This is a genomic window from Telluria sp. PB2R4 (genome assembly GCF_059685695.1).
This window is the reverse complement of sequence record NZ_JCASIC010000003.1, coordinates 226,022-246,893: the sequence shown is the minus strand read 5'-3', so window position 1 is coordinate 246,893 and position 20,872 is coordinate 226,022. Positions and strand designations below refer to the sequence as shown.

Below are 20,872 nucleotides of genomic sequence, written 5' to 3'. Positions count from 1 at the left end.
CCACTTTATGCAGGATCCGCCGAGTTAATAGACAACTTGCGAAGCGGAATATAAATGTCGCTAAAGCGTCGCAGGCATCCGTTGCTGCGGCACATACAACACTCAGCAGTAACCGGAGCCATTATGTCCAACGATTATCTCTTTACGTCCGAATCCGTTTCTGAAGGCCACCCAGACAAGGTTGCCGACCAGATTTCCGACAGCATCCTCGACGCCATCCTGGAACAGGATCCGCGCGCGCGCGTCGCCGCCGAAACCCTGTGCAACACCGGCCTGGTGGTGCTGGCGGGTGAAATCACCACCCACGCCAACGTCGACTACATCGGCGTGGCGCGCGACACCATCAAGCGCATCGGCTACGACAACACCGAATACGGCATCGACTACAAGGGTTGCGCCGTGCTGGTCGCCTACGACAAGCAGTCGCCGGACATCGCCCAGGGCGTGGACGAAGGCGCCGGCCTCGACCTGGACCAGGGCGCCGGCGACCAGGGCCTGATGTTCGGCTACGCCTGCGACGAGACCCCGGAGCTGATGCCGGCCGCCATCTATTATTCGCACCGCCTGGTCGAGCGCCAGTCGCAGCTGCGCAAGGACGGCCGCCTGCCATGGCTGCGCCCTGACGCCAAGTCGCAGGTCACCCTGCGCTACGTCGACGGCCGCCCGGTGTCGGTCCACACCGTGGTGCTCTCCACCCAGCACCATCCGGACGTGACCCATTCGCAGATCGAAGAAGCGGTCATCGAAGAGATCATCAAGCCGACCCTGCCGCGCGAGTGGCTGCAAGATACCAAGTTCCTGGTCAACCCGACCGGCCGCTTCGTCATCGGCGGCCCGCAGGGCGACTGCGGCCTGACCGGCCGCAAGATCATCGTCGACACCTACGGCGGCGCAGCCCCGCACGGCGGCGGCGCGTTCTCGGGCAAAGATCCGTCCAAGGTCGACCGTTCGGCAGCCTACGCTGCGCGCTACGTCGCCAAGAACGTCGTGGCCGCCGGCCTGGCGCGCCAGTGCCAGGTGCAGGTCAGCTACGCGATCGGCGTGGCCCGCCCGATCAACATTACCGTGTACACTGAAGGCACCGGCGTCATCTCCGACGAGAAGATCGCCCAGCTCGTCATGGAACACTTCGACCTGCGCCCGAAAGGCATCGTGCAGATGCTCGACCTGCTGCGCCCGATCTACGCCAAGACCGCCGCCTACGGCCACTTCGGCCGCGAAGAGCCGGAGTTCACCTGGGAGCGCACCGACAAGGCGGCGCTGCTGCGCGCCGAAGCCGGCCTGGCCTAACCCGGCCGTCTCCGCCCCGGCCGTCACGGCTGCGGGCGGGGCAGGTGAACAACAGTGGCGGCCCCATGCGCCGCCACTCGTGGTAAACTCACCGATTCCGAGGAGCGTTGCGACAAAGAGATTCCTCTTTGCCAGGCTCGGATCATCAACACTGCGCTCACGTTACTTTTTTCAACCATTGAAAGGAGGGCGTGATGAACGCCGTACTCAAAGACCTCAACGATTTCCACGTCGCAGACATCTCCCTGGCAAGCTGGGGCGAGAAGGAAATCCGCATTGCGGAAACCGAAATGCCGGGCCTGATGGCGATCCGCGAGGAATACGCCGCCGCCCAGCCCCTGAAGGGCGCGCGCGTTGCCGGTTCGCTGCACATGACCATCCAGACCGCGGTCCTGATCCGCACCCTGGAAGCCCTGGGCGCCGACGTGCGCTGGGCATCATGCAACATCTACTCGACCCAGGACCACGCCGCCGCCGCCATCGCCGCAGTCGGCACCCCGGTGTTCGCCGTGAAGGGCGAAACCCTGGACGAGTACTGGGAATACACCCACCGCATCTTCGAATGGCCGGGCGACAACCATGCCAACATGATCCTCGACGACGGCGGCGATGCGACCCTGCTGCTGCACCTGGGCGTGCGTGCGGAAAAGGACATCTCGGTGCTGGACAAGCCGGGCTCGGAAGAAGAAATCTGTCTGTTCAACTCGATCAAGGGCCGCCTCGCGCGTGACCCGGCCTGGTACTCGAAGCGCCTGCCATGCATCCTGGGCGTGACCGAAGAGACCACCACCGGCGTGCACCGCCTGTACCAGATGCACCAGGAAGGCAAGCTGGCCTTCCCGGCGATCAACGTCAACGACTCGGTCACCAAGTCGAAGTTCGACAACCTGTACGGTTGCCGCGAATCGCTGGTCGATGGCATCAAGCGCGCGACCGACGTCATGATCGCCGGCAAGATCGCCGTGATCGCCGGCTACGGCGACGTGGGCAAGGGCTCGGCCCAGGCCATGCGCGCGCTGTCGGCGCAAGTGTGGGTCACCGAGATCGACCCGATCTGCGCCCTGCAGGCCGCGATGGAAGGCTACCGCGTCGTGACCATGGACTACGCTGCCGAACACGGCGACATTTTCGTTACCTGCACCGGCAACTACCACGTCATCACCGAGCAGCACATGCTGCGCATGAAAGACCAGGCGATCGTCTGCAACATCGGCCACTTCGACAATGAAATCGAAGTTGCCGCGATCAAGAAGTACGAGTGGGAAAACATCAAGCCGCAAGTCGACCACGTGATCTTCCCGGATGGCAAGCGCATCATCCTGCTGGCCGAAGGCCGCCTGGTGAACCTCGGCTGCGGTACCGGCCACCCGTCGTACGTGATGAGCTCGTCGTTCGCGAACCAGACCATCGCCCAGATCGAACTGTTCGCCAACACCGCCAACTACCCGGTCGGCGTCTACACCCTGCCGAAGCACCTGGACGAAAAGGTCGCCCGCCTGCAGCTCAAGAAGCTCAACGCCCAGCTGACCACGCTGACCGAAGAGCAGGCCGCCTACATCTCGGTGAAGCAGGAAGGTCCGTACAAGCCGGACCACTACCGTTATTAATCGGTAGACGTTAATAGCGGGCGCGGCGTTTCATGAACCCCGCGCCCTTTTTTTACCAGCCGGGCGCTCCCCGAGCGCCCGCGTACCACGAAAGTCGATGCGATGCGCCTGCTTGTAACCTGGCTGATCAATGCCCTTGCCCTGATGGCACTGCCTTACCTGATGTCCTCCGTTTCCGTCACCAATTTCACGACCGCGCTGATCGCTGCGCTCGTGCTGGGGCTGGTCAATACCCTGATCCGTCCCGTGCTGGTGCTCCTGACCCTGCCGGTGACCGTCATTTCGCTGGGCCTGTTCATCCTCGTCATCAATGCGGTCCTGTTCTGGCTGGTGTCGGAGTGGATCGACGGCTTCGAAGTGGCCGGATTCTGGTCCGCCTTCCTGGCAGCCATCCTGTACAGCATCATTTCGTGGGCGCTTTCTACCTTGATCCTCAGAGACAAAGATGGAAACCCATAATTTCAGTATCGAGTTCTTCCCGCCGAAGACCGAAGAGGGCGCCGAGAAGCTGCGCGTCGTGCGCCAGAAGCTGGCCGACTTGCGGCCCAAGTATTTCTCGGTGACCTTCGGCGCCGGCGGCACCACCCAGCAGGGTACCTTGCAGACGGTGCTCGAGATCCAGTCCGAAGGCATGGATGCGGCGCCGCACCTGTCCTGCGTCGGCGGCACCAGGGAATCGCTGCGCGCCATCCTGCAGCAGTTCCAGGACAAGGGCATCCGCCGCGTGGTCGCGCTGCGCGGCGACCTGCCGAGCGGCTACGGCGGCGGTGGCGAATTCCGCTACGCCAACGAGCTGGTCGAGTTCATCCGCAAGGAAACCGGCGACTGGTTCCACATCGAAGTGGCGGCCTATCCGGAAATGCATCCGCAGGCACGTTCGCCCCAGGACGATCTGCAGGCCTTTGCACGCAAGGTGCAGGCCGGCGCGAATGCCGCGATCACCCAGTATTTCTATAACGCGGACGCGTATTTCGACTTCGTCGACAATGCGCGCAAGCTGGGCGTGGACGTGCCGGTGGTGGCAGGCATCATGCCGATCACCAACTACACGCAGCTGATGCGCTTCTCGGATATGTGCGGCGCCGAGATCCCGCGCTGGGTGCGCAACAAGCTGGCCAGCTTCGGCGACGATTCGGCCTCGATCAAGGCCTTCGGCCTGGACGTGGTGACGGCGCTGTGCGAACGCCTGCTGGCCGGCGGCGCGCCGGGGCTGCATTTCTACAGCATGAACCAGGCGGCGGCGACCACCGCCATTTGGCAACGGCTGGTGAAATAATTGGCCCTTCGGCCGCGGCGCTGAAATGGCCGCGGTCCGTAGGGTGGGCGGGTCTCCCGCTCACGCGTTCAGCCAGAGGGTGGGCAGACGCACGGGCAGCATCACCACGGTTTGAACGCGTGGGCGGCCGAGACGGCGCCGTCTCGCGCATTGCCCGGTGGAGCCGCCCACCCTAGGTGTCCGTGATGTTCCAACAAAACAGGACGTTACAGGTCGCGTTCCGTGACGATCTGATCGAGCGGAATGTCATATTCCCCGATCGCGAATTCCGCCAGCTGGCACGCATACGCGATGCCCAGCGTCCTCGGACGCGGCGCCGCCGCCAGCGTCCTGTCATAAAACCCGCCCCCATACCCCAGCCGGTAGCCGCGCGCATCGAAGCCCAGGCAGGGCACCAGCAGCGCATCCGGCCGTTCCACCATGCGCAATTCCGCCGGCACGGCCACGCCCAGGCTGTCCGCCACGGTCGGTTCGCCCGGCACCCACTCGGCGAATCCGAGCGCCGCGTCGCGCGCCAGTACGACGGGTAAGGCCAGCCGTACGCCTGCCTCGGCCAATTCCGCGTAGGCTGGACGCAAGTCCGGTTCCCCGGCGAGCGGCCAGTACACGGCCAGCGCGCGCTTCGGATCGGCTCGCCACCAGGCCAGCACGCGTGCCCCGATGCGGTCGTCCCAGGCCCGTTTCGTGGCAGGGTCGATGGCGCGGCGCCGCTCCTTGAGCGTGCGGCGCAACTGTGGTTTATCGGGCATGGCGCTTGCGTCAGCGTCTGGCAGCAGCCCGGGGGCACATGGTATTCTTGATTCGCCGGTCATGGTTTGAATGCAGCGTACTTTGAGAGTTGTGGATGTTTCAATCGAGATTGACAACCGGCTCGCTGCCGGTCGCCCTTGCCCTTGTGTTTGCATTGTGGACGCCGCCTACCGGCACAGCCCACGCCCAGGCCGCGCCGGCCACGGTCCCGCCGGTACCAGGCGGCGCCCCGACCGTTCCCGCCGCACCTGCCGGTGCTCCTGCCGCTTCGCCGGTGCCGGACAGCCGCGCCGCCGACGACACCTTCCTGCTGCTGCGCGAGGCCGCGCGCCAGAACGACGCGGCGCGCACCAACGCGCTCGCATCGCGCCTGCCGCCCGGATATCCGCTGGCGTCCTACGTCGACTATTATCGTCTGAAACCCAAAATAAGCGGCGCCGGCGGCGCCGGCGGCGACGCCACGGCCGAGGAAATCCGCGAGGTACTGCGCCGCCACGAGGGCAGCGCCGCCGCCGAGCTGATGCGCAGCGAGTGGTTGCTCGAGATGGGCCGCCGGCGCGACTGGACCGGGTTCGAGCGCGAAGTCGGGCAACTGGCCGGCAGCAACCTGCAACTCCGCTGTTATGCCCTGCTGGCGCGCGCCAGCCGCGGCGAAGCGGTGGCGCAGGAAGCCCGCGCGCTGCTGCTCGGTCCGGATTATTACGGTGAAGCCTGCGCCGCACTGATCACCCAGCTGGCGCAAAGCCGCCAGTTCACCGAGGATGACCTGCTGTGGCAGCTGCGCCTGGCGGGCGAGGCCAATGCGACCGGTCCGGCACGCCGCACCGCCGCCCTGCTGGGGGCGACCGAGATCCGCGCCGCCCAGGCGGTGGACACGCCGGCGGTTGCGATGGCGCGCGGCATCGGCAAGACCCGCGCCGAGCGCGCCATCTACCTGGTGGCGGTCGGTCGCATGGCGCGCACCAGCCTCAAGCTGGCCACGGTCGCCCTGCAGAAGAACAGCCCCCGGCTGAGCTCGGAAGAACGCGCCGTCGGCTGGGCCAGCATCGCGCATGCCGCCTCGATCGCCCTGTCGCCCGATGCCGCCACCTACTGGCAGCGCACGGGCGGCATCCAGCTGACCAACGAGCAACTGCAGTGGAAGACCCGTATCGCCCTGCGCCGCGGCGACTGGAAGCAGGTCCGCGCCACCATCGACGCGATGCCTCCCAGCCTGCGTGCCGACAGCGCCTGGGTCTACTGGCTGGCGCGCGCCGACAAGCACGACGGCAAGATGGTGGAAGCCAATGCCGGCTTAGAACGCATCGCCAGCCAGCACCATTTCTATGGCCAGCTCGCGCTGGACGACCTCGGCCGCCAGGTGGTGGCGCCGCCCCCGGTCCAGCCCGTCAGTAGCGAAGAGCTGGCCCAGGCCGGCGCCAACCCGAGCCTGCAGCGCGCGCTGAAGTTCTACGCCCTGCGCCTGCGCCCGGACGGCAACCGCGAATGGAACTGGGCGCTGCGCGGCATGTCTGACCGTCAGTTGCTGGCCGCCGGCGAACTCGCTCGCCGCAACGACCTGCTCGACCGTACCGTCGAGACCTCGTTGCGCACCCGTACCGAACTCGACTACGCGCAACGGTTCCCGGCGCCGCACCTGGACGTCCTGCACCCGACTGCGCAGGGCCTGGGCCTCGACAAGGCCTGGGTCTACGGCCTGATCCGCCAGGAGTCGCGCTTCATCAGCGATGCGCGCTCCGGCGTCGGCGCCTCCGGCCTGATGCAGGTAATGCCCGCCACCGGCAAATGGGTGGCGGCCAAGATCGGGATGGACAACTTCGTGCATGGCATGCTCAACGACCTGCGGACCAACATCACGCTCGGCGCCAATTACATGAACATGGTGCTGGAGAATTTTGATGGCGACGAAATCCTCGCCACGGCGGCCTACAACGCCGGGCCATCGCGCTCGCGCGCCTGGCGCGGCCGGCTGGACCAGCCGATGGAAGGGGCGGTCTTCATCGAATCGATCCCGTTCTCCGAAACCCGCGGCTACGTGCGCAATGTGCTGGCCAACGCCACCAACTACGCCGCCGTGTTCGAGAACAAGCCGCAATCGATCCGCACCCGGGTGCGCCCGGTACAGCCACGCGAACGCTCGTCCATCCTCCCCTGAATGCACTGGGTCCCGCTTTGAGCACGCTTTGGGCCCGCGAGGAGAGCAAGCATGCGCGACCAGAATGTCGTGGTCATCGGCGGTACGGGTTTCATCGGCCGCCACCTGCTGGCGCGCCTGGCGTCGGACGGCGTCAACATGCTGGTAGCAGCGCGCCACTACGAACGCGCCAAGGAACTCACCACCCTGCCTTACCTCGACCTGGAGGTGGCCGACATCCACGACGATGCCACGCTGCGCCGCTTGCTGGCGGGGCGCGACGCCGTCATCAACCTGGTCGGCGTGCTGCACGGCGGCCATGGGGAGCCGTATGGCCCCGGCTTCCGGCGCCTGCACGTGGAGCTGCCGCGCCGCATCGTCCAGGCATGCGCCGAGCTCGGCGTACCGCGCTACCTGCACATGAGCGCGCTCGGTGCGAGCCCGCGTGGGGCATCGATGTACCAGCGCTCCAAGGCCGATGGCGAGCTGGCCGCGCGCAGCCAGCCGCGGGTGGCCAGCACCATCTTCCGTCCCTCGGTGGTGTTCGGCCCGGGCGACCATTTCCTGACCGTGTTCGCCAGGCTCCAGCAGCGCCTGCCGGTACTGCCGCTGGCCTGTGCACAGGCACGCTTCCAGCCGGTCCATGTGGACGACGTCGCCGCCGCCTTCGCGCTGGCGCTGCAGGAGTCGCAGCCGCGCACGCGCGGCGCCGTCATCGAACTGGGCGGCCCCCGGGTGTATACCCTGGAACAGCTGGTGCACCTGGCCGGGCGCTATGCCGGCCACGAACGCCATGTGCTCGAGCTGCCCGACTGGGCCGCGCGCCTGGAGGCCAGGCTGTTCGAGCTGCTGCCGGGCGACCCGCTCATCTCGCGCGACAATCTCGATTCGATGAAGACGGATAATGTGGTCGATCCGCAAACACAAGCCTTGACAGCGGAGGCGCTGGGAATCAAGCTGACGTCGCTCGAAGCCGCCGCGCCGCACTACCTGGCGACACCCCGCGGCCTCGACGATTACCGTGAGCACGCCGGCCGCTGATTTCTCATACTGTATTCTGATACCGTACAACCACAGGACACCATGCAGACCATCGAACTCGACCCGACCCTGTCTTCCACCCTCGACCAGGCCCGCCAGCCGGGCCTGACCCTCGTCATCGGCAACAAGAACGTGTCGTCGTGGTCGATGCGGCCCTGGGTGGCGGCGATAGCCTTCGGGATCCCGTTCACCGAGATCCGCGTCCTGCTCGACAAGCCCGATACCGCCGCCAACATCGCACGCTATTCGCACGCGGGCCGGGTGCCGGTGCTGCTGGCGGGCGAAATGACGATCTGGGACAGCCTGGCCATCGTCGAATACCTGGCCGAGCAGTTCCCGGACAAGCACATGTGGCCGCAGGACGTCGCCGCGCGCGCACTGGCGCGCTCGATCGTGGCCGAGATGCACGCGGGCTTCGGTGAGTTGCGCAATGCGATGTCGATGAACATCCAGGCGCGCCTGCCGGGGCGTGGGCGCACGCCGGGCGCCCAGGCCGATATCGGCCGCATCTGCGAGATCTGGGAAGACTGCCTGGCGCGCTTCGGCCACCACGGCTTCCTGTTCGGCGAGTTCTCGATCGCCGACGCCTTCTACGCGCCGGTGGTGTGCCGCTTCAAGACCTATGGCGTGGCGCTGGCCCCGGCCCTGCAGGCCTACTGCGAGCGCGTGCTGGCCCACCCGGCGGTGGCGCGCTGGGTCGACGAGGCGATGCGGGAAAGCGATCCGACCCCGCTGCACGACCTCGACCTGCCGCAGGAGTAAGCGATGCGCAGCTATGTGGTCGGCGGCGCGGTGCGCGACGAGCTGCTCGGGCGTCCCGTGACCGACCGCGACCACGTGGTGGTCGGCGCCACGCCGGAGCAGATGGTGGCGCAGGGCTTCCGCCCGGTCGGCAAGGATTTCCCGGTCTTCCTGCATCCCGACACGCACGAGGAATACGCGCTGGCCCGCACCGAGCGCAAGACCGCGCCCGGCTACCACGGCTTCGTGTTCCACACTTCACCGGACGTCACGCTCGAGGACGACCTGGTGCGGCGCGACCTGACCATCAACGCCATGGCGCGCGCCGACGACGGCAGTATCGTCGACCCTTATAACGGCCAGCAAGACCTGCGCGACCGCGTGTTCCGCCACGTCTCGAACGCCTTTGCCGAAGACCCGGTGCGCATCCTGCGCCTGGCCCGCTTCGCCGCGCGTTTCCCCGACTTCCGCGTCCACGAGACCACCCTCGCGCTGATGCGCAGCATGGTCGAAGCGGGGGAGGTCGACGCCCTGGTGCCCGAGCGGGTCTGGCAGGAGCTGGCGCGCGGCCTGATGGAAGAGCGTCCTTCGCGCATGTTCGCGGTGCTGCGCGACTGCGGGGCACTGGGCCGCATCCTGCCCGAGCTCGACGCGCTGTGGGGCGTGCCGCAGCCGCCGCTGCACCATCCGGAAGTCGACACCGGCGTGCACATCATGCTGGTGATCGACTACGCGGCTTCGCAAGGCCTTCCGCTCGAGCTGCGCTTCGCCGCCCTGGTGCACGACCTGGGCAAGGGGGTCTCGCCCAGCGACACCTGGCCGGCCCACCACGGCCACGAGTTCGAAGGCACCAGGCTGGTCACGGCCGTGTGCAAGCGCCTGAAGGTGCCCAACGAATGCCGCGACCTGGCCCTGATGACGGCGCGCGAGCACGGCAACGTCAGCCGCGCCCTCCAGCTGCGCGCCAACACCATCGTCACCCTGTTCGAACGCTGCGACGCCTTCCGCAAGCCGGAGCGCTTTTTGCAGATGCTGCTGGCCTCCGAGTGCGATGCGCGCGGACGCGGGCACGAGCAGCACCCGATGCGTTTCCAGGACTATCCGCAGCGGCCCCACCTGGCGCGCGCGCTGGACGCGGCACGCGCCGTGAACGCGGGCGAAGTCGCGGCGCGCTTCGCCGACAAGCGCGACCGGATTCCCGAAGCGGTCCATGCGGCGCGGGTATCGGCGGTGAAAGCGGCGTTGAGAGAACCGTAGGGTGGGCGGGTCTCCCGCCCACGCGGTGATCGTTCGCAGCGAGATCATCCGGCGCGAGAGCGGAGCCGTCGGCAATCACCGCGTGGGCGGCGAAGCCGCCCACCCTACAGTGCACGGCTGTTCCGCCAGCTTTTGCTATGCTCTCCGGACAAGTAAGACAACATGATGTAACGGAGGAAAGATGGTTGCCGTGCTGGCGCAGCGCGTAGCGAGCTTGAAACCGCGTCGCCGCCTGCAACTCGCCGGCCTGGCGGTGCTGCTGCTGACCTTGCTGCTCGCTTTTTTCTATATACGCTCGGAAGCGACCGATCCCGAGGTCCGCAACGACGTGATGCTCAACCTGCGCGAGCTCGGCAAGCTCGATGCCGAATGGGATGCCAACATCCTGCGCGCCCACATCGGCCGCGCGCCGGCCACCGCGCAACTGACCACCCAGCTGCCGCGCATGCGCGAGCTCTTGAACCGCATCGGCGCAGCAGTGCCCGAGGCATCCGGCGCGGCGGTGAACACGGCCTACACCCAGCTGCGCGACGCCCTGCAGCGCAAGGAACTGATCACCGCCCAGTTCGCACGCCACAATCCGCCGCTGCGCGAGGCGCTTGCCTACCTGCCGCCGGCCGTGGCCGACCTCAAGACCGAGCTGGGCGGCATCGAAGGCGCGCTGGCGCCGGCGCGCCTGGTGGTGCGGCTCGACGCCTCGCTGAACGCGCTGCTGACCGAGGTCCTGCGCTACAACGTCGCACCGAGCCCGCCGCTGGCCGCGCGCATCAACGAGATCCTGGGCGACATCGCGGCCCAGGAAATCGCCTTCTCGCCGGCCGTGGTCGAAAAGATGGACGCCATCATCAAGGCTTCCCGCGTGATCCTCGAGAAACGCCCGCTGGAAAACCGGCTCGAAGCCCAGATCGCCGCCACCGCCGTCGGGGCCACGCTCGACCGCCTGGGCGGCGAGTTTGACCGCTCGTTCGACGCCGCCCTGGCGGTGCGCGAGCGCTACCGCGGCTACCTGCTCGGCTACTCGGTCTTCCTGCTGCTCCTGCTTTCCTATGCCGGCATGCGGCTGCGGCGCAGCTACCGCATCATCGGCGAGGTCAACCACCGGCTGAAGGCAGCCAACGAAAACCTCGAGCAGCGCGTCGCCGCGCGCACCGCCGAACTCGAAACGCAGTCGAAGCAGCTCGAGCGCCTGGCCCAGCACGACAGCCTGACGGGCCTGATCAACTACCGCCAGCTGACCCGCCTGCTGGAGCGGGCGCTGGCGCGGGCCAACCGGCGCGACTCGGTGGTGGTCATCATGTTCATCGACCTGGACGGCTTCAAGGCAGTCAACGACACCTATGGTCACGCCACCGGCGACCTGGTGCTGCAGATGGTCGCGCGCCGGGTGCAGGAAAAGCTGCGCGCCGAGGATGCGCTGGCGCGCCTGGGCGGCGACGAGTTCGTCATCATGCTGGAAGAGGTCGCCTCGCGCGAAGGCGCATTGCGCGTGGCCCAGCTGGCCCTCGACCAGATCCGCTCGGTGACCGAGGCCGACGGTAATCCGGTTTCGATCTCGGCCAGCATCGGCATTTCCAGCGCGCGCGGCCATGCCGGCGCCGCGCGCGGCTCGGCGGCACTGCTGGCCGAGGCCGACAAGGCGATGTACGAGGCCAAGGGGGCGGGCAAGGGCGTATTCGTGTTCAGTCCGGCATCGCAATGGATCGTGCCGTCCCAGAGCGGCACGAAATAGCGGGATCCGCTACAATCCGCCGATGTTGCACTGCACAATAGGATGACAAGATGCTGGACAATCCCCTGGCCCGCTGGCTGAAGGGTCTCGGCGGCAATGACCGTGGCAAACCCGGCCGTCCGACCGTGCACGTGAAGGAACTCGGCGAGCGCGACCGCCGCCGCATCCTGCGCCATTTCCTGGCGCTGGACGACGACGACCGCCTGCTGCGCTTCGGCAGCGTCATTCCGGACGATGCGATCGCCAAGTACGTCGAGAAGATCGACTTCGGACACGACATCGTGTTCGGCGTGGTGAACCGCGTGTTCCAGCTGGTGGGCGTCGGCCACCTGGCCTTTGCCAAGGCCGACCAGGACAAGCCGACGCAAAAGGAGCGGGTGGCCGAGTTCGGCGTATCGGTCTCGCGCTCGGCGCGCGGGCAGGGCGTCGGCTCGCGCCTGTTCCAGCGCGCGGCGATCCACTGCCGCAACGCCGACGTGGATACGCTCTACATGCAATGCCTGACCTCGAACCAGACCATGATGCACATCGCGCGCAAGGCGGGCATGGAGATCAAGCGCGAATACGGCGAGGCCGACGCCTACCTGCAGCTGCCGCCACCGAGCCCGGCGAGCGTGATGGCGGAGGCGCTGGAGGAGCAGTGGGCCATGATCGACTACAACGTCAAGGCCAACGCCCGGGCCGCTGTCAAGTGGCTGACACCGAAGAAGTAGCGCAGTGTCACCACGTTCGCCACGCCACTGAAGTTAAAGCCATTTGGCAACGTCCAGGATGGCCTGGGCGAATTCACGCGGCGCTTCCTGTGGCAGGTTGTGGCCGATGCCGCCCGTCAGGTGGCGATGTGCATACTTGCCGGTGAAGCGCCTGGCGTAATCCTTCGGGTTAGGATGCGGGGCGCCGTTGGCGTCGCCCTCCATGCTGATGCTGTCCTCATCGTCGACGACGACCGCGAGATCCGCGAACTGCTCGCTGCCTATTTGGACAAGAACGGCATGCGTGCCTCGCTGGCCGCCAATGGGCGCGAGATGCGCAGCCTGATGGAGCAGCACCAGGTCGACCTGGTGGTGCTCGACCTGATGCTGCCGGGAGAAGATGGCCTGGCGCTGTGCCGCGACCTGCGCGCCGGCAAGTGGCGCACCATCCCGATCCTGATGCTGACCGCGCGCGACGAAGAGACCGACCGCGTGGTCGGCCTCGAGATGGGCGCGGACGATTACCTCACCAAGCCCTTCGCGGTGCGCGAGCTGTTCGCTCGCATCCGTTCGCTGCTTCGGCGCGCGCGCATGCTGCCGCCGAACCTGGAGTTGAAGGAGCCGGGACAGTTCCTGCACTTCGGCGACTGGAAACTCGACACCGTCGGCCGCCACCTGCTGGACAGCGAAGGCACGCTGGTGGCCCTGAGCGGCGCCGAATACCGCCTGCTGCGGGTGTTCCTCGACCATCCGCAGCGTGTGCTGACGCGCGACCAGCTGCTCAACCTCACCCAGGGCCGCGAAGCCGACCTGTTCGACCGCTCGATCGACCTGCTGGTGAGCCGCATCCGCCAGCGCCTGCGCGACGATGCGCGCGAGCCGCGCTACATCAAGACCCTGCGCAGCGAAGGCTACGTGTTCTCGTCGTCGGTGGACGTTGCGGACGGCCCGGGATGAGCGTGCGTCGCCTGTCCTGGCCGCACACCCTGTTCGCGCGCCTGATGCTGATCCTGTGCGTCGGCCTGGCGGCTGCGCACGCGTTGTCCTTCGTGCTGATCATGAGCGAGCGGCGCGAAGCCACCGTCGGCCTGATGCTGGACTACCTGGAACGGGACGTGGCCAGCTCGGTCGCCCTGCTGGACCGCCTGCCGGCCGCCGAGCGCGCCGCATGGCTGCCGCGGCTCGCGCGCCGCAATTACCAGTTTTCGCTGCAGCCGGGCGACCCGGGCCATGCGCCGGATACCGCGCATTCAGAGCGCATCGCCGGCGTCTTCGTCGCGGCGATCGGCAAGCACTATCCGGTGAAAGCCTACGCCGTGCCGGGCTATCCGGACCGCGTGCAGGCGCAGGTGACGCTGGGCGATGGGGCCCCGCTGACGATCGACATGCGGCCCAATGGCATGCCGGTGGCGGACTGGTTGCCCGCCGTGCTGGCAGGCCAGCTGGCGCTGCTGGGCCTGTTCACCTGGCTCGCGGTGCGTCTGGCCACCCAGCCGCTGGCGCGCCTGGCCAGTGCCGCCGACAGCCTGGGCCCCGACCTGGGCCTGGAAGCGCTGCCGGAAGCCGGCCCGCTCGAAGTGGCGCACGCGGCCCGTGCCTTCAATGCCATGCAGGCCCGCCTCAAGCATTACATGGCCGAGCGCACCCAGATCCTGGCTGCGATCTCGCACGACCTGCAGACTCCCATTACCCGCATGCGCATGCGGGCCGACATGCTGGACGACGAGGTCGTGCGCGAGAAGATGAACCGCGACCTGCGCGAGATGGAAGCGCTGGTGCGCGACGGGGTCGCGTATGCGCGCACCCTGCACGGCACGCTGGAGGCGCCGTGCCGCATCGATCCGGATGCGCTGCTGGAAAGCCTGGCCGCCGACTACCGCGACGCCGGCCACGAGGTGGACCTGCAGGGGCGGGCCGGGACCACGATCGCCGCCCGGCCCCAGGCGCTGCGCCGCATCCTGGGCAACCTGGTCGACAATGGACTCAAGTACGGCGAAGCGGTGCAGGTGGCGGTCGAGCGCCGCGACGGCGCGCTGCAGATCAGCGTCAGGGACCGCGGGCCGGGCATCCCCGACGCCGAACTGGAACGGGTGTTCGAGCCCTTCTATCGCCTGGAAGCGTCGCGCAACCGCGATACCGGCGGCACGGGGCTCGGCCTGGCCATCGCCAGGCAGCTGGCGGCGGCGATGGACGCCACGCTCGCCCTGCGCAATCATCCGCAGGGCGGCCTGGAGGCGCGCCTGGTGCTGCGCGACCCGGACGGAAAAACCTGACTAGCCGGCCACCGGCAGCGCCGTGGTTTCCTTAATCCTCTGCAAGGCAAAACTCGACTTCACATCCAGCACCGCCGGATGCTTGAGAAGCGTGCCCATCATGAAGCGCGAGAAGTGGTCCATGTCTTCCACGTGCACGCGCAGCAGGAAATCCATCTCGCCGGTCATCGCATAGCAGGCCACCACTTCCGGCCACGTGCCCACCGACACCGCGAAATCGTTGCGCGGCGAGGTTGCCGGCAGCCCCGGGGCGCCACGGGCGCCGCCCGCCACTTCGCTGTGCTTCTCCAGGCGCACGTTGACGTAGGCCAGTAGCCCCAGACCGATCTTGTCAGGGTCGACCAGCGCCACGTACTGGCGGATCACACCGGCTTCTTCCAGCCGCTTGATGCGGCGCAGGCAGGGGGAAGGGGACAGGTTGACCCGCTCGGCCACGTCCTGGTTCGACAGCCTGCCGTCGGTCTGCAGCACCGCCAGGATCTTGCGGTCAGTCTTGTCGAGCTCGATTTTTGACATGTTTTCCTCGGTGAATTCGCGAACCCGGCAATTTTATTGCGCAAATCGCCTGTTGGGGGAATTGATTGGAATTTAATGCTGGGGTGCCAGGAATATACTGTGCGACGTACGGGAAGACCGGCCATGAAGAGCCGCGCCTGTATCCCTGGCGATAGTTTACGGAGACACCGCATGAACGCACCCCTCGAGCGCACCGACCTGGCGCAGCCCCAGCACGCGCAGCACACCCACGATATTACCCTCGACGACAAGTGGACGCTCGAGCGCGGCCGCGCGTTCATGACCGGTACCCAGGCGCTGGTGCGCCTGCCGATGCTCCAGCGCGAGCGCGACCTGAAAGCCGGCCTGAACACCGCCGGTTACATCACCGGCTACCGCGGCTCGCCCGTCACCGCCGTCGACCAGACCGCGATGAAGGCGAAGAAGCACCTCGAGGCGCACCACGTCAAGTTCCACCCAGGCATGAACGAAGACCTGGCGGCGACCGCCGTCTGGGGCACCCAGCAAACGAATCTCTATAAAGACGCCAAGTACGACGGCGTGTTTGCCATGTGGTACGGCAAGGGCCCGGGCGTGGACCGCTGCGGCGACGTCTTCAAGCACGGCAACAACGCCGGCTCGTCGCAGCATGGCGGCGTGCTGGTGCTGGCCGGCGACGACCACGCGGCCAAGTCGTCCTCGACCGCGCACCAGTCCGACCACATCCTGACCCACTGCGGCATCCCGGTGCTGTACCCGTCCTCGGTGCAGGAATACCTCGACTTTGGCCTGCACGCCTGGGCCATGAGCCGCTACACCGGCCTGTGGGTGTCGATGAAGTGCGTCACCGACATCATCGAATCGGGCGCGGTGGTCGACCTGGATCCGGACCGCGTGCAGATCGCGCTGCCGACCGACTTCGAAGTGCCTGCCGGCGGCCTGAACATCCGCTGGCCAGACGCCGTGCTGGACCAGGAAGTCCGCATGAGCAACTTCAAGTGGTATGCCGCGCTGGCCTATGCGCGCGCGAACAAGTTGAACCGGATTATCTGGGACAGCCCGGCACCGAAAATCGGCATCATCACCGCCGGCAAGAGCTATGTCGACACCCGCCAGGCGCTGGCCGATCTCGGCATCGACGAACAAGCGGCGCGCGACATCGGCCTGCGCCTGTACAAGGTCGGCATGACCTGGCCGCTCGAATCCGAAGGCGTGCACGAGTTCGCGCGCGGCCTGGACGAGATCCTGGTGGTCGAAGAGAAGCGCCAGGTGATGGAATACGCCCTCAAGGAAGCGCTGTACAACCTGCCCGATGGCGAGCGTCCGCGCGTGGTCGGCAAGTTCGACGACACCGGCGAGTGGAGCAACAAGGACCGCATGGGCCACGGCGACTGGCTGCTGCCGGCGACGTATGAGCTGAACCCGGCCCAGATCGCCCGCGCCATCGCTTCGCGCATCTCGCACTACTGCGCCGGCCACCCGGTCGAGCAGCGCGTGAAAGAGCGCATCGCTTACCTGGAAGCGAAAGAGCTGGTGCTGAAGAACATCCCGGCCAAGGCCAATCCGGAAACCGACCGCATCCCCTACTTCTGCTCGGGCTGCCCGCACAACAGCTCGACCAAGGTGCCGGAAGGTTCGCGCGCCATGGCCGGCATCGGCTGCCATTACATGGTGCTGTGGATGGACCGCGAAACCTCGACCTTCACCCAGATGGGCGGCGAAGGCACGACCTGGATCGGCCAGGCGCCGTTCACCGACGAGAAGCACGTGTTCGTGAACCTCGGTGACGGCACCTACTTCCACTCGGGCATCCTGGCGATCCGCGCGGCCGTGGCGGCGAAGGTGAACATCACCTATAAAATCCTGTACAACGACGCGGTCGCCATGACCGGCGGCCAGAACGTGGATGGCCCGCTCGACCCGGGCATGATCACGCGCCAGATCGCCGCGGAAGGCGTGGGCACGATCATCGTCGTCACCGACGAGCCTGAAAAATACCCGGACGATTACGCCTGGGCCGCGGGCGTCACCGTGCGCCACCGCGCCGAGCTGATGGACGTTCAAAAAGCGCTGCGCGAGATGCCGGGCGTGACCGCCGTGATCTACGACCAGACCTGCGCCTCCGAAAAGCGCCGCCGCCGGAAAAAAGGCGAGTTCCCCGACCCGGCCAAGCGCGCCGTCATCAACGAAGCCGTGTGCGAAGGCTGCGGCGACTGCTCGGTACAGTCGAACTGCCTGTCGGTCGAGCCGCTGGAAACGGAACTGGGCCGCAAGCGCCAGATCAACCAGTCCTCGTGCAATAAAGACTTTTCCTGCGTCTCCGGCTTCTGCCCGAGCTTCGTCACCGTCGAAGGCGGCGGCCTCAAGAAGCCCAAGAAAGCGGCAACCGCCGATGCCGCTCCGCCGGCCCTGCCGATGCCGAGCATCCCGTCGGTCGCCGAACCCTTCGGCATCCTGATCGCCGGCGTCGGCGGCACGGGTGTCGTCACCGTCGGCCAGATCCTGGCGGTGGCGGCCCACGTCGAAGGCAAGGGCGCCCTCGTGCTCGACCAGTCCGGCCTGGCCCAGAAGGGCGGCCCGGTGATGTCGCACGTGCGCCTGGCCGAACACCAGGCCGACCTGCATTCGACCCGTGTCGGTACCGGCAGCGCCGACCTGGTGATCGGTTGCGACCAGATCGTGACCGCCAGCCGCGATGCGCTGAGCCGCATGGGCGAAGGCCGTACCTGGGCGGCCGTCAACGCGACCGGTTCGACCACCGCGGCGTTCGTGAAAAACCCGGACTGGCAGTTCCCGGGCGAGGGGTCGAAAGGCGCCATCCTGCAGGCCTGCGGCGCGAACAATGTCGACTTCGTCGATGCCGGGAAGATCGCCACCGCCCTGATGGGGGACGCGATTGCGACCAATATGTTCATGCTCGGCTATGCCTTCCAAAAGGGCCGCGTGCCGCTTGCCGAGGCCTCGCTGCTGAAAGCGATCGAACTGAACGGCGTCTCGGTCCCCTTCAACAAGGCGGCCTTCAACTGGGGCCGCACGGCCGCCCACGACCTGGCGTCGGTGACCAGGCTCACCACCCCGGCCCAGGTGATCGAGTTCAAGCGCAGCCAGTCGCTGGACGACGTCGTCAACCGGCGCGTGGAACTGCTGACCGCTTACCAGAACGCAGCCTACGCCGCGCAGTACAAGGCCTTCGTGGACCAGGTGCGCGCCGAAGAGGAAAAGCTGGGCAAGGGAACCCGCCTGACCGAGTCCGTGGCGCGTTACTTCTACAAGCTGATGGCCTACAAGGACGAGTACGAAGTCGCCCGCCTGCACACCGACCCGGCCTTCAAGGCGAAGATCGCCGGCATGTTCGAAGGCGACATCAAGCTGAAGTTCCACCTGGCGCCGCCGCTGCTGGCCAAGCACGACAAGGAAGGCCGCGCGCTGAAGAAGGAATACGGTTCGTGGATGATGGGTGCGTTCGGTCTGCTGGCGAAACTGAAAGGCCTGCGCGGCACCCCGTTCGACGTGTTCGGCTATACCGCCGAACGCCGTACCGAGCGCGCGCTGATTGGCCAGTATCGCCAGACCGTGGAAGCCCTGCTGCCGAAACTCTCGCCGGACAAGCTTCCCCAGGCGGTGGCGATCGCCAGCATCCCGGAAGACATCCGTGGCTACGGCCACGTGAAGGAACGTCACCTGAAGGCGGCCAAGCAGAAGGAAGCCGCCCTGGTCGCGGCCTTCCACGCGCCGGCCACGGCCGCCCCGCGCGCGGCCTGATGACAAACAGACACGGCCGGCACAGCCCGGCCGTGTCTTTTAATGCCCATTAACATTTCTTGTTGTCCGTCAGACCCGACTGTTACAGTTGGTTGCACTCCGGCCTGACAGCCGCGTCTATAATCGTCCGCATGAACTCGCCATATGCACATGGTCGTGTGTCGACCGCACCTCGCCTGATCGCGTCGCTGCTCGCCGCCGCATTCGTCCTCGCCGGATGCGGCGGCGGCGGAGGTTCACCCGGTGCCAGCAACTCGGGCCAGGCCGGACAGCAGCCGCCTACGCCGACCACGCCGACCAATCCCGTCCCGCCGACCGGCGCGGCGACGCCGGAAGACCTCAACCCCAACCTGCTGGGCGATGCCTTCTCCACCTACTGGAACCTGTGCGCCAAGCCGCGCACAGGACTGGACAGCAATGGCAAGCCTTTCCCGGACCGCCAGGGCACGCTGCTCGACGAGCTGAAGTTCCTGCGCGCCTGGTCGAACCAGTACTACCTCTGGTACAACGAGATCCCCAACACCTACCGGATGGCGGATTTCACCAACCCGGTCGACTACTTCAACGTGCTCAAGACCTCGGCCCTGACCGAGTCGGGCCAGCCTAAGGACAAATACCACTTCACCTACGCCACCGAGGAGTGGGAAAAGCTGCAGAATTCCGGTATCGACCTGGGCTATGGCATCACTTGGAAGCGCAACAGCGCCACCGTGCCGCGCACCTGGCTGGTCGCCCAGGTGGAGCCGGGTTCGCCCGCAGCGGTTGCCGGCCTGCGCCGCGGCGACATGCTGCTCCGGGTGGATGGCGTCGACTTCGTCAACGGCGGCACGGCCGCACAGGTTGCCCAGATCAATGCCGGCCTGTTCCCCGAGACGGCCGGAGTGGCGCACCAGTTCACCCTGCAGCGCGCCGGCGCCAGTTTCGACGTGTCGATGACGGGGGCCGACGTGCGCATCGACCCGGTCAAGAACGTGCAGGTGTTCGACACTGCGACCGGCAAGGTCGGCTACCTCGGCTTCGAGACCCACAACGCGGTCTCCGAAAAGGAACTGGTGGATGCTTTCGTCACCTTGCGGCAGGCCGGCGTGAGCGACCTGGTGCTGGATCTGCGCTACAACGGCGGCGGACTGCTGTACGTCGCCAGTGAGCTGTCCTACATGATCGCGGGCCCGGACCAGACCGCCGGCAAGATCTTCGAGCGCCCGCAGTACAACGACAAGACGCCGCAACAGCCGGCCATCCCCTTCCTGAACACGGCCTGGGGCTTCAGCTCGCCGAACCCGGTGCGGGCCGGCACGCCGCTGCCTTACCTCGGCCTGAAGCGCGTCACCGTGCTGACCACCTCGGGCACCTGCTCGGCCAGCGAAGCGCTGATCAACGGCCTGCGCGGCGCCGACGTCCAGGTCGACGTGATCGGCAGCCAGACCTGCGGCAAGCCGTATGGCTTCACGCCGGTGCCGAACTGCGGCACCACCTATTTCTCGATCGAGTTCAAGGGCGTGAACAACAAGGGCTTCGGCGACTTCTCGGACGGCCTGGCGGCCACCTGCACCGTGGCCGACGACCTGTCGAAACCGCTGGGTGATCGCAGCGAAGGCCTGCTGGCCGCAGCGCTGACCTACCGCGAAACCGGCACCTGTCCGCCGGCCAGCCGTGCGCGCCAGGTGCCGATGGAAATCGTGCGTCATCCGGCCCGGGAAATCTCCATCTACACGAAGCCGCGACCCTGAGCTTCGCCTGACAAAAAGAGCCACGGACGGACTGTCCGTGGCTCTTTTCATTATGGAAACAGGTCTATAATCCTCGGCTTTGCCACCGATCGATT

Annotated in this window: 16 protein-coding genes, 1 pseudogene and 1 riboswitch; of the genes and pseudogenes, 14 read left to right on the top strand and 3 right to left on the bottom strand. The window is 66.8% G+C overall.

Annotation, left to right across the window (positions count from 1 at the left end; genetic code table 11):
• The first annotated feature begins 123 nt into the window (after window positions 1-123).
• The 4 genes from metK (at window position 124) to metF (ending at window position 4,173) form a co-directional block, all read left to right on the top strand.
• Window positions 124-1,290: a methionine adenosyltransferase gene (metK, locus tag AC56LU_RS07210; RefSeq protein ID WP_497174907.1), complete on the top strand. Its 1,167-nt coding sequence runs from the start codon at window positions 124-126 to the stop codon at window positions 1,288-1,290.
• A 93-nt stretch (window positions 1,291-1,383) separates the two neighbouring features.
• A riboswitch (S-adenosyl-L-homocysteine riboswitch) is annotated at window positions 1,384-1,456 on the top strand.
• Between the two features lie 28 nt (window positions 1,457-1,484).
• The gene (gene ahcY / locus AC56LU_RS07205; protein WP_497174906.1) at window positions 1,485-2,897 is read left to right on the top strand and encodes an adenosylhomocysteinase; all 1,413 of its coding nucleotides are present in this window, start codon (window positions 1,485-1,487) and stop codon (window positions 2,895-2,897) included.
• A gap of 102 nt (window positions 2,898-2,999) precedes the next feature.
• Window positions 3,000-3,356, top strand: a complete 357-nt coding sequence (locus AC56LU_RS07200) for a phage holin family protein (RefSeq protein ID WP_497174905.1) — start codon at window positions 3,000-3,002, stop codon at window positions 3,354-3,356.
• A complete protein-coding gene (gene metF, locus AC56LU_RS07195; protein WP_497174904.1) occupies window positions 3,343-4,173 on the top strand; it encodes a methylenetetrahydrofolate reductase [NAD(P)H] in 831 nt (276 codons plus the stop codon). The genes AC56LU_RS07200 and metF overlap by 14 nt, the downstream gene beginning before the upstream one ends.
• 206 nt (window positions 4,174-4,379) lie before the next feature.
• Here the strand turns inward: metF and AC56LU_RS07190 are convergent, their stop codons facing one another.
• A complete protein-coding gene (locus AC56LU_RS07190) occupies window positions 4,380-4,922 on the bottom strand; it encodes a 5-formyltetrahydrofolate cyclo-ligase (protein ID WP_497174903.1) in 543 nt (180 codons plus the stop codon).
• Window positions 4,923-5,017: 95 nt separating this feature from the next.
• On the opposite strand from AC56LU_RS07190, the gene AC56LU_RS07185 reads away from it, so the two are divergent.
• The 6 genes from AC56LU_RS07185 (at window position 5,018) to AC56LU_RS07160 (ending at window position 12,538) form a co-directional block, all read left to right on the top strand.
• Entirely contained in the window at window positions 5,018-7,078 is a 2,061-nt protein-coding gene (locus AC56LU_RS07185) for a lytic transglycosylase domain-containing protein (RefSeq protein WP_497174902.1), read from the top strand.
• Between the two features lie 51 nt (window positions 7,079-7,129).
• The gene (locus AC56LU_RS07180) at window positions 7,130-8,098 is read left to right on the top strand and encodes a complex I NDUFA9 subunit family protein (RefSeq protein ID WP_497174901.1); all 969 of its coding nucleotides are present in this window, start codon (window positions 7,130-7,132) and stop codon (window positions 8,096-8,098) included.
• A gap of 42 nt (window positions 8,099-8,140) precedes the next feature.
• The gene (locus AC56LU_RS07175) at window positions 8,141-8,860 is read left to right on the top strand and encodes a glutathione S-transferase family protein (RefSeq protein ID WP_497174900.1); all 720 of its coding nucleotides are present in this window, start codon (window positions 8,141-8,143) and stop codon (window positions 8,858-8,860) included.
• A 3-nt stretch (window positions 8,861-8,863) separates the two neighbouring features.
• Complete coding sequence (locus tag AC56LU_RS07170) at window positions 8,864-10,096, top strand: multifunctional CCA addition/repair protein (RefSeq protein WP_497174899.1); 1,233 nt, start codon at window positions 8,864-8,866, stop codon at window positions 10,094-10,096.
• A 181-nt stretch (window positions 10,097-10,277) separates the two neighbouring features.
• The gene (locus tag AC56LU_RS07165; RefSeq protein WP_497174898.1) at window positions 10,278-11,825 is read left to right on the top strand and encodes a DAHL domain-containing protein; all 1,548 of its coding nucleotides are present in this window, start codon (window positions 10,278-10,280) and stop codon (window positions 11,823-11,825) included.
• A gap of 50 nt (window positions 11,826-11,875) precedes the next feature.
• The gene (locus tag AC56LU_RS07160) at window positions 11,876-12,538 is read left to right on the top strand and encodes a GNAT family N-acetyltransferase (protein WP_497174897.1); all 663 of its coding nucleotides are present in this window, start codon (window positions 11,876-11,878) and stop codon (window positions 12,536-12,538) included.
• A gap of 33 nt (window positions 12,539-12,571) precedes the next feature.
• Here AC56LU_RS07160 and AC56LU_RS07155 read toward each other — a convergent pair.
• Window positions 12,572-12,751: pseudogene (locus AC56LU_RS07155) on the bottom strand (alpha/beta hydrolase); the annotation flags it as partial.
• Between AC56LU_RS07155 and AC56LU_RS07150 the strand changes: the two are divergent.
• Together AC56LU_RS07150 and AC56LU_RS07145 are read left to right on the top strand one after the other, a co-directional pair.
• Window positions 12,713-13,474, top strand: coding sequence for a response regulator (locus AC56LU_RS07150; RefSeq protein WP_497174896.1), 762 nt, complete (start codon window positions 12,713-12,715; stop codon window positions 13,472-13,474). The pseudogene AC56LU_RS07155 and the gene AC56LU_RS07150 sit on opposite strands and share 39 nt — an antisense overlap.
• Entirely contained in the window at window positions 13,471-14,790 is a 1,320-nt protein-coding gene (locus AC56LU_RS07145; RefSeq protein WP_497174895.1) for a sensor histidine kinase, read from the top strand. The genes AC56LU_RS07150 and AC56LU_RS07145 overlap by 4 nt, the downstream gene beginning before the upstream one ends.
• Here AC56LU_RS07145 and AC56LU_RS07140 read toward each other — a convergent pair whose 3' ends face one another.
• Entirely contained in the window at window positions 14,791-15,306 is a 516-nt protein-coding gene (locus AC56LU_RS07140) for an Lrp/AsnC family transcriptional regulator (protein ID WP_036246406.1), read from the bottom strand.
• A 171-nt stretch (window positions 15,307-15,477) separates the two neighbouring features.
• Between AC56LU_RS07140 and AC56LU_RS07135 the strand changes: the two genes are divergently transcribed.
• On the top strand, window positions 15,478-19,047 hold the full coding sequence (locus AC56LU_RS07135) for an indolepyruvate ferredoxin oxidoreductase family protein (protein WP_497174894.1): 3,570 nt from the start codon (window positions 15,478-15,480) through the stop codon (window positions 19,045-19,047).
• Between the two features lie 158 nt (window positions 19,048-19,205).
• Window positions 19,206-20,777 (top strand): S41 family peptidase, encoded by a 1,572-nt coding sequence (locus tag AC56LU_RS07130; RefSeq protein ID WP_497174893.1) that lies wholly within the window; start codon window positions 19,206-19,208, stop codon window positions 20,775-20,777.
• Window positions 20,778-20,872 lie beyond the last annotated feature (95 nt).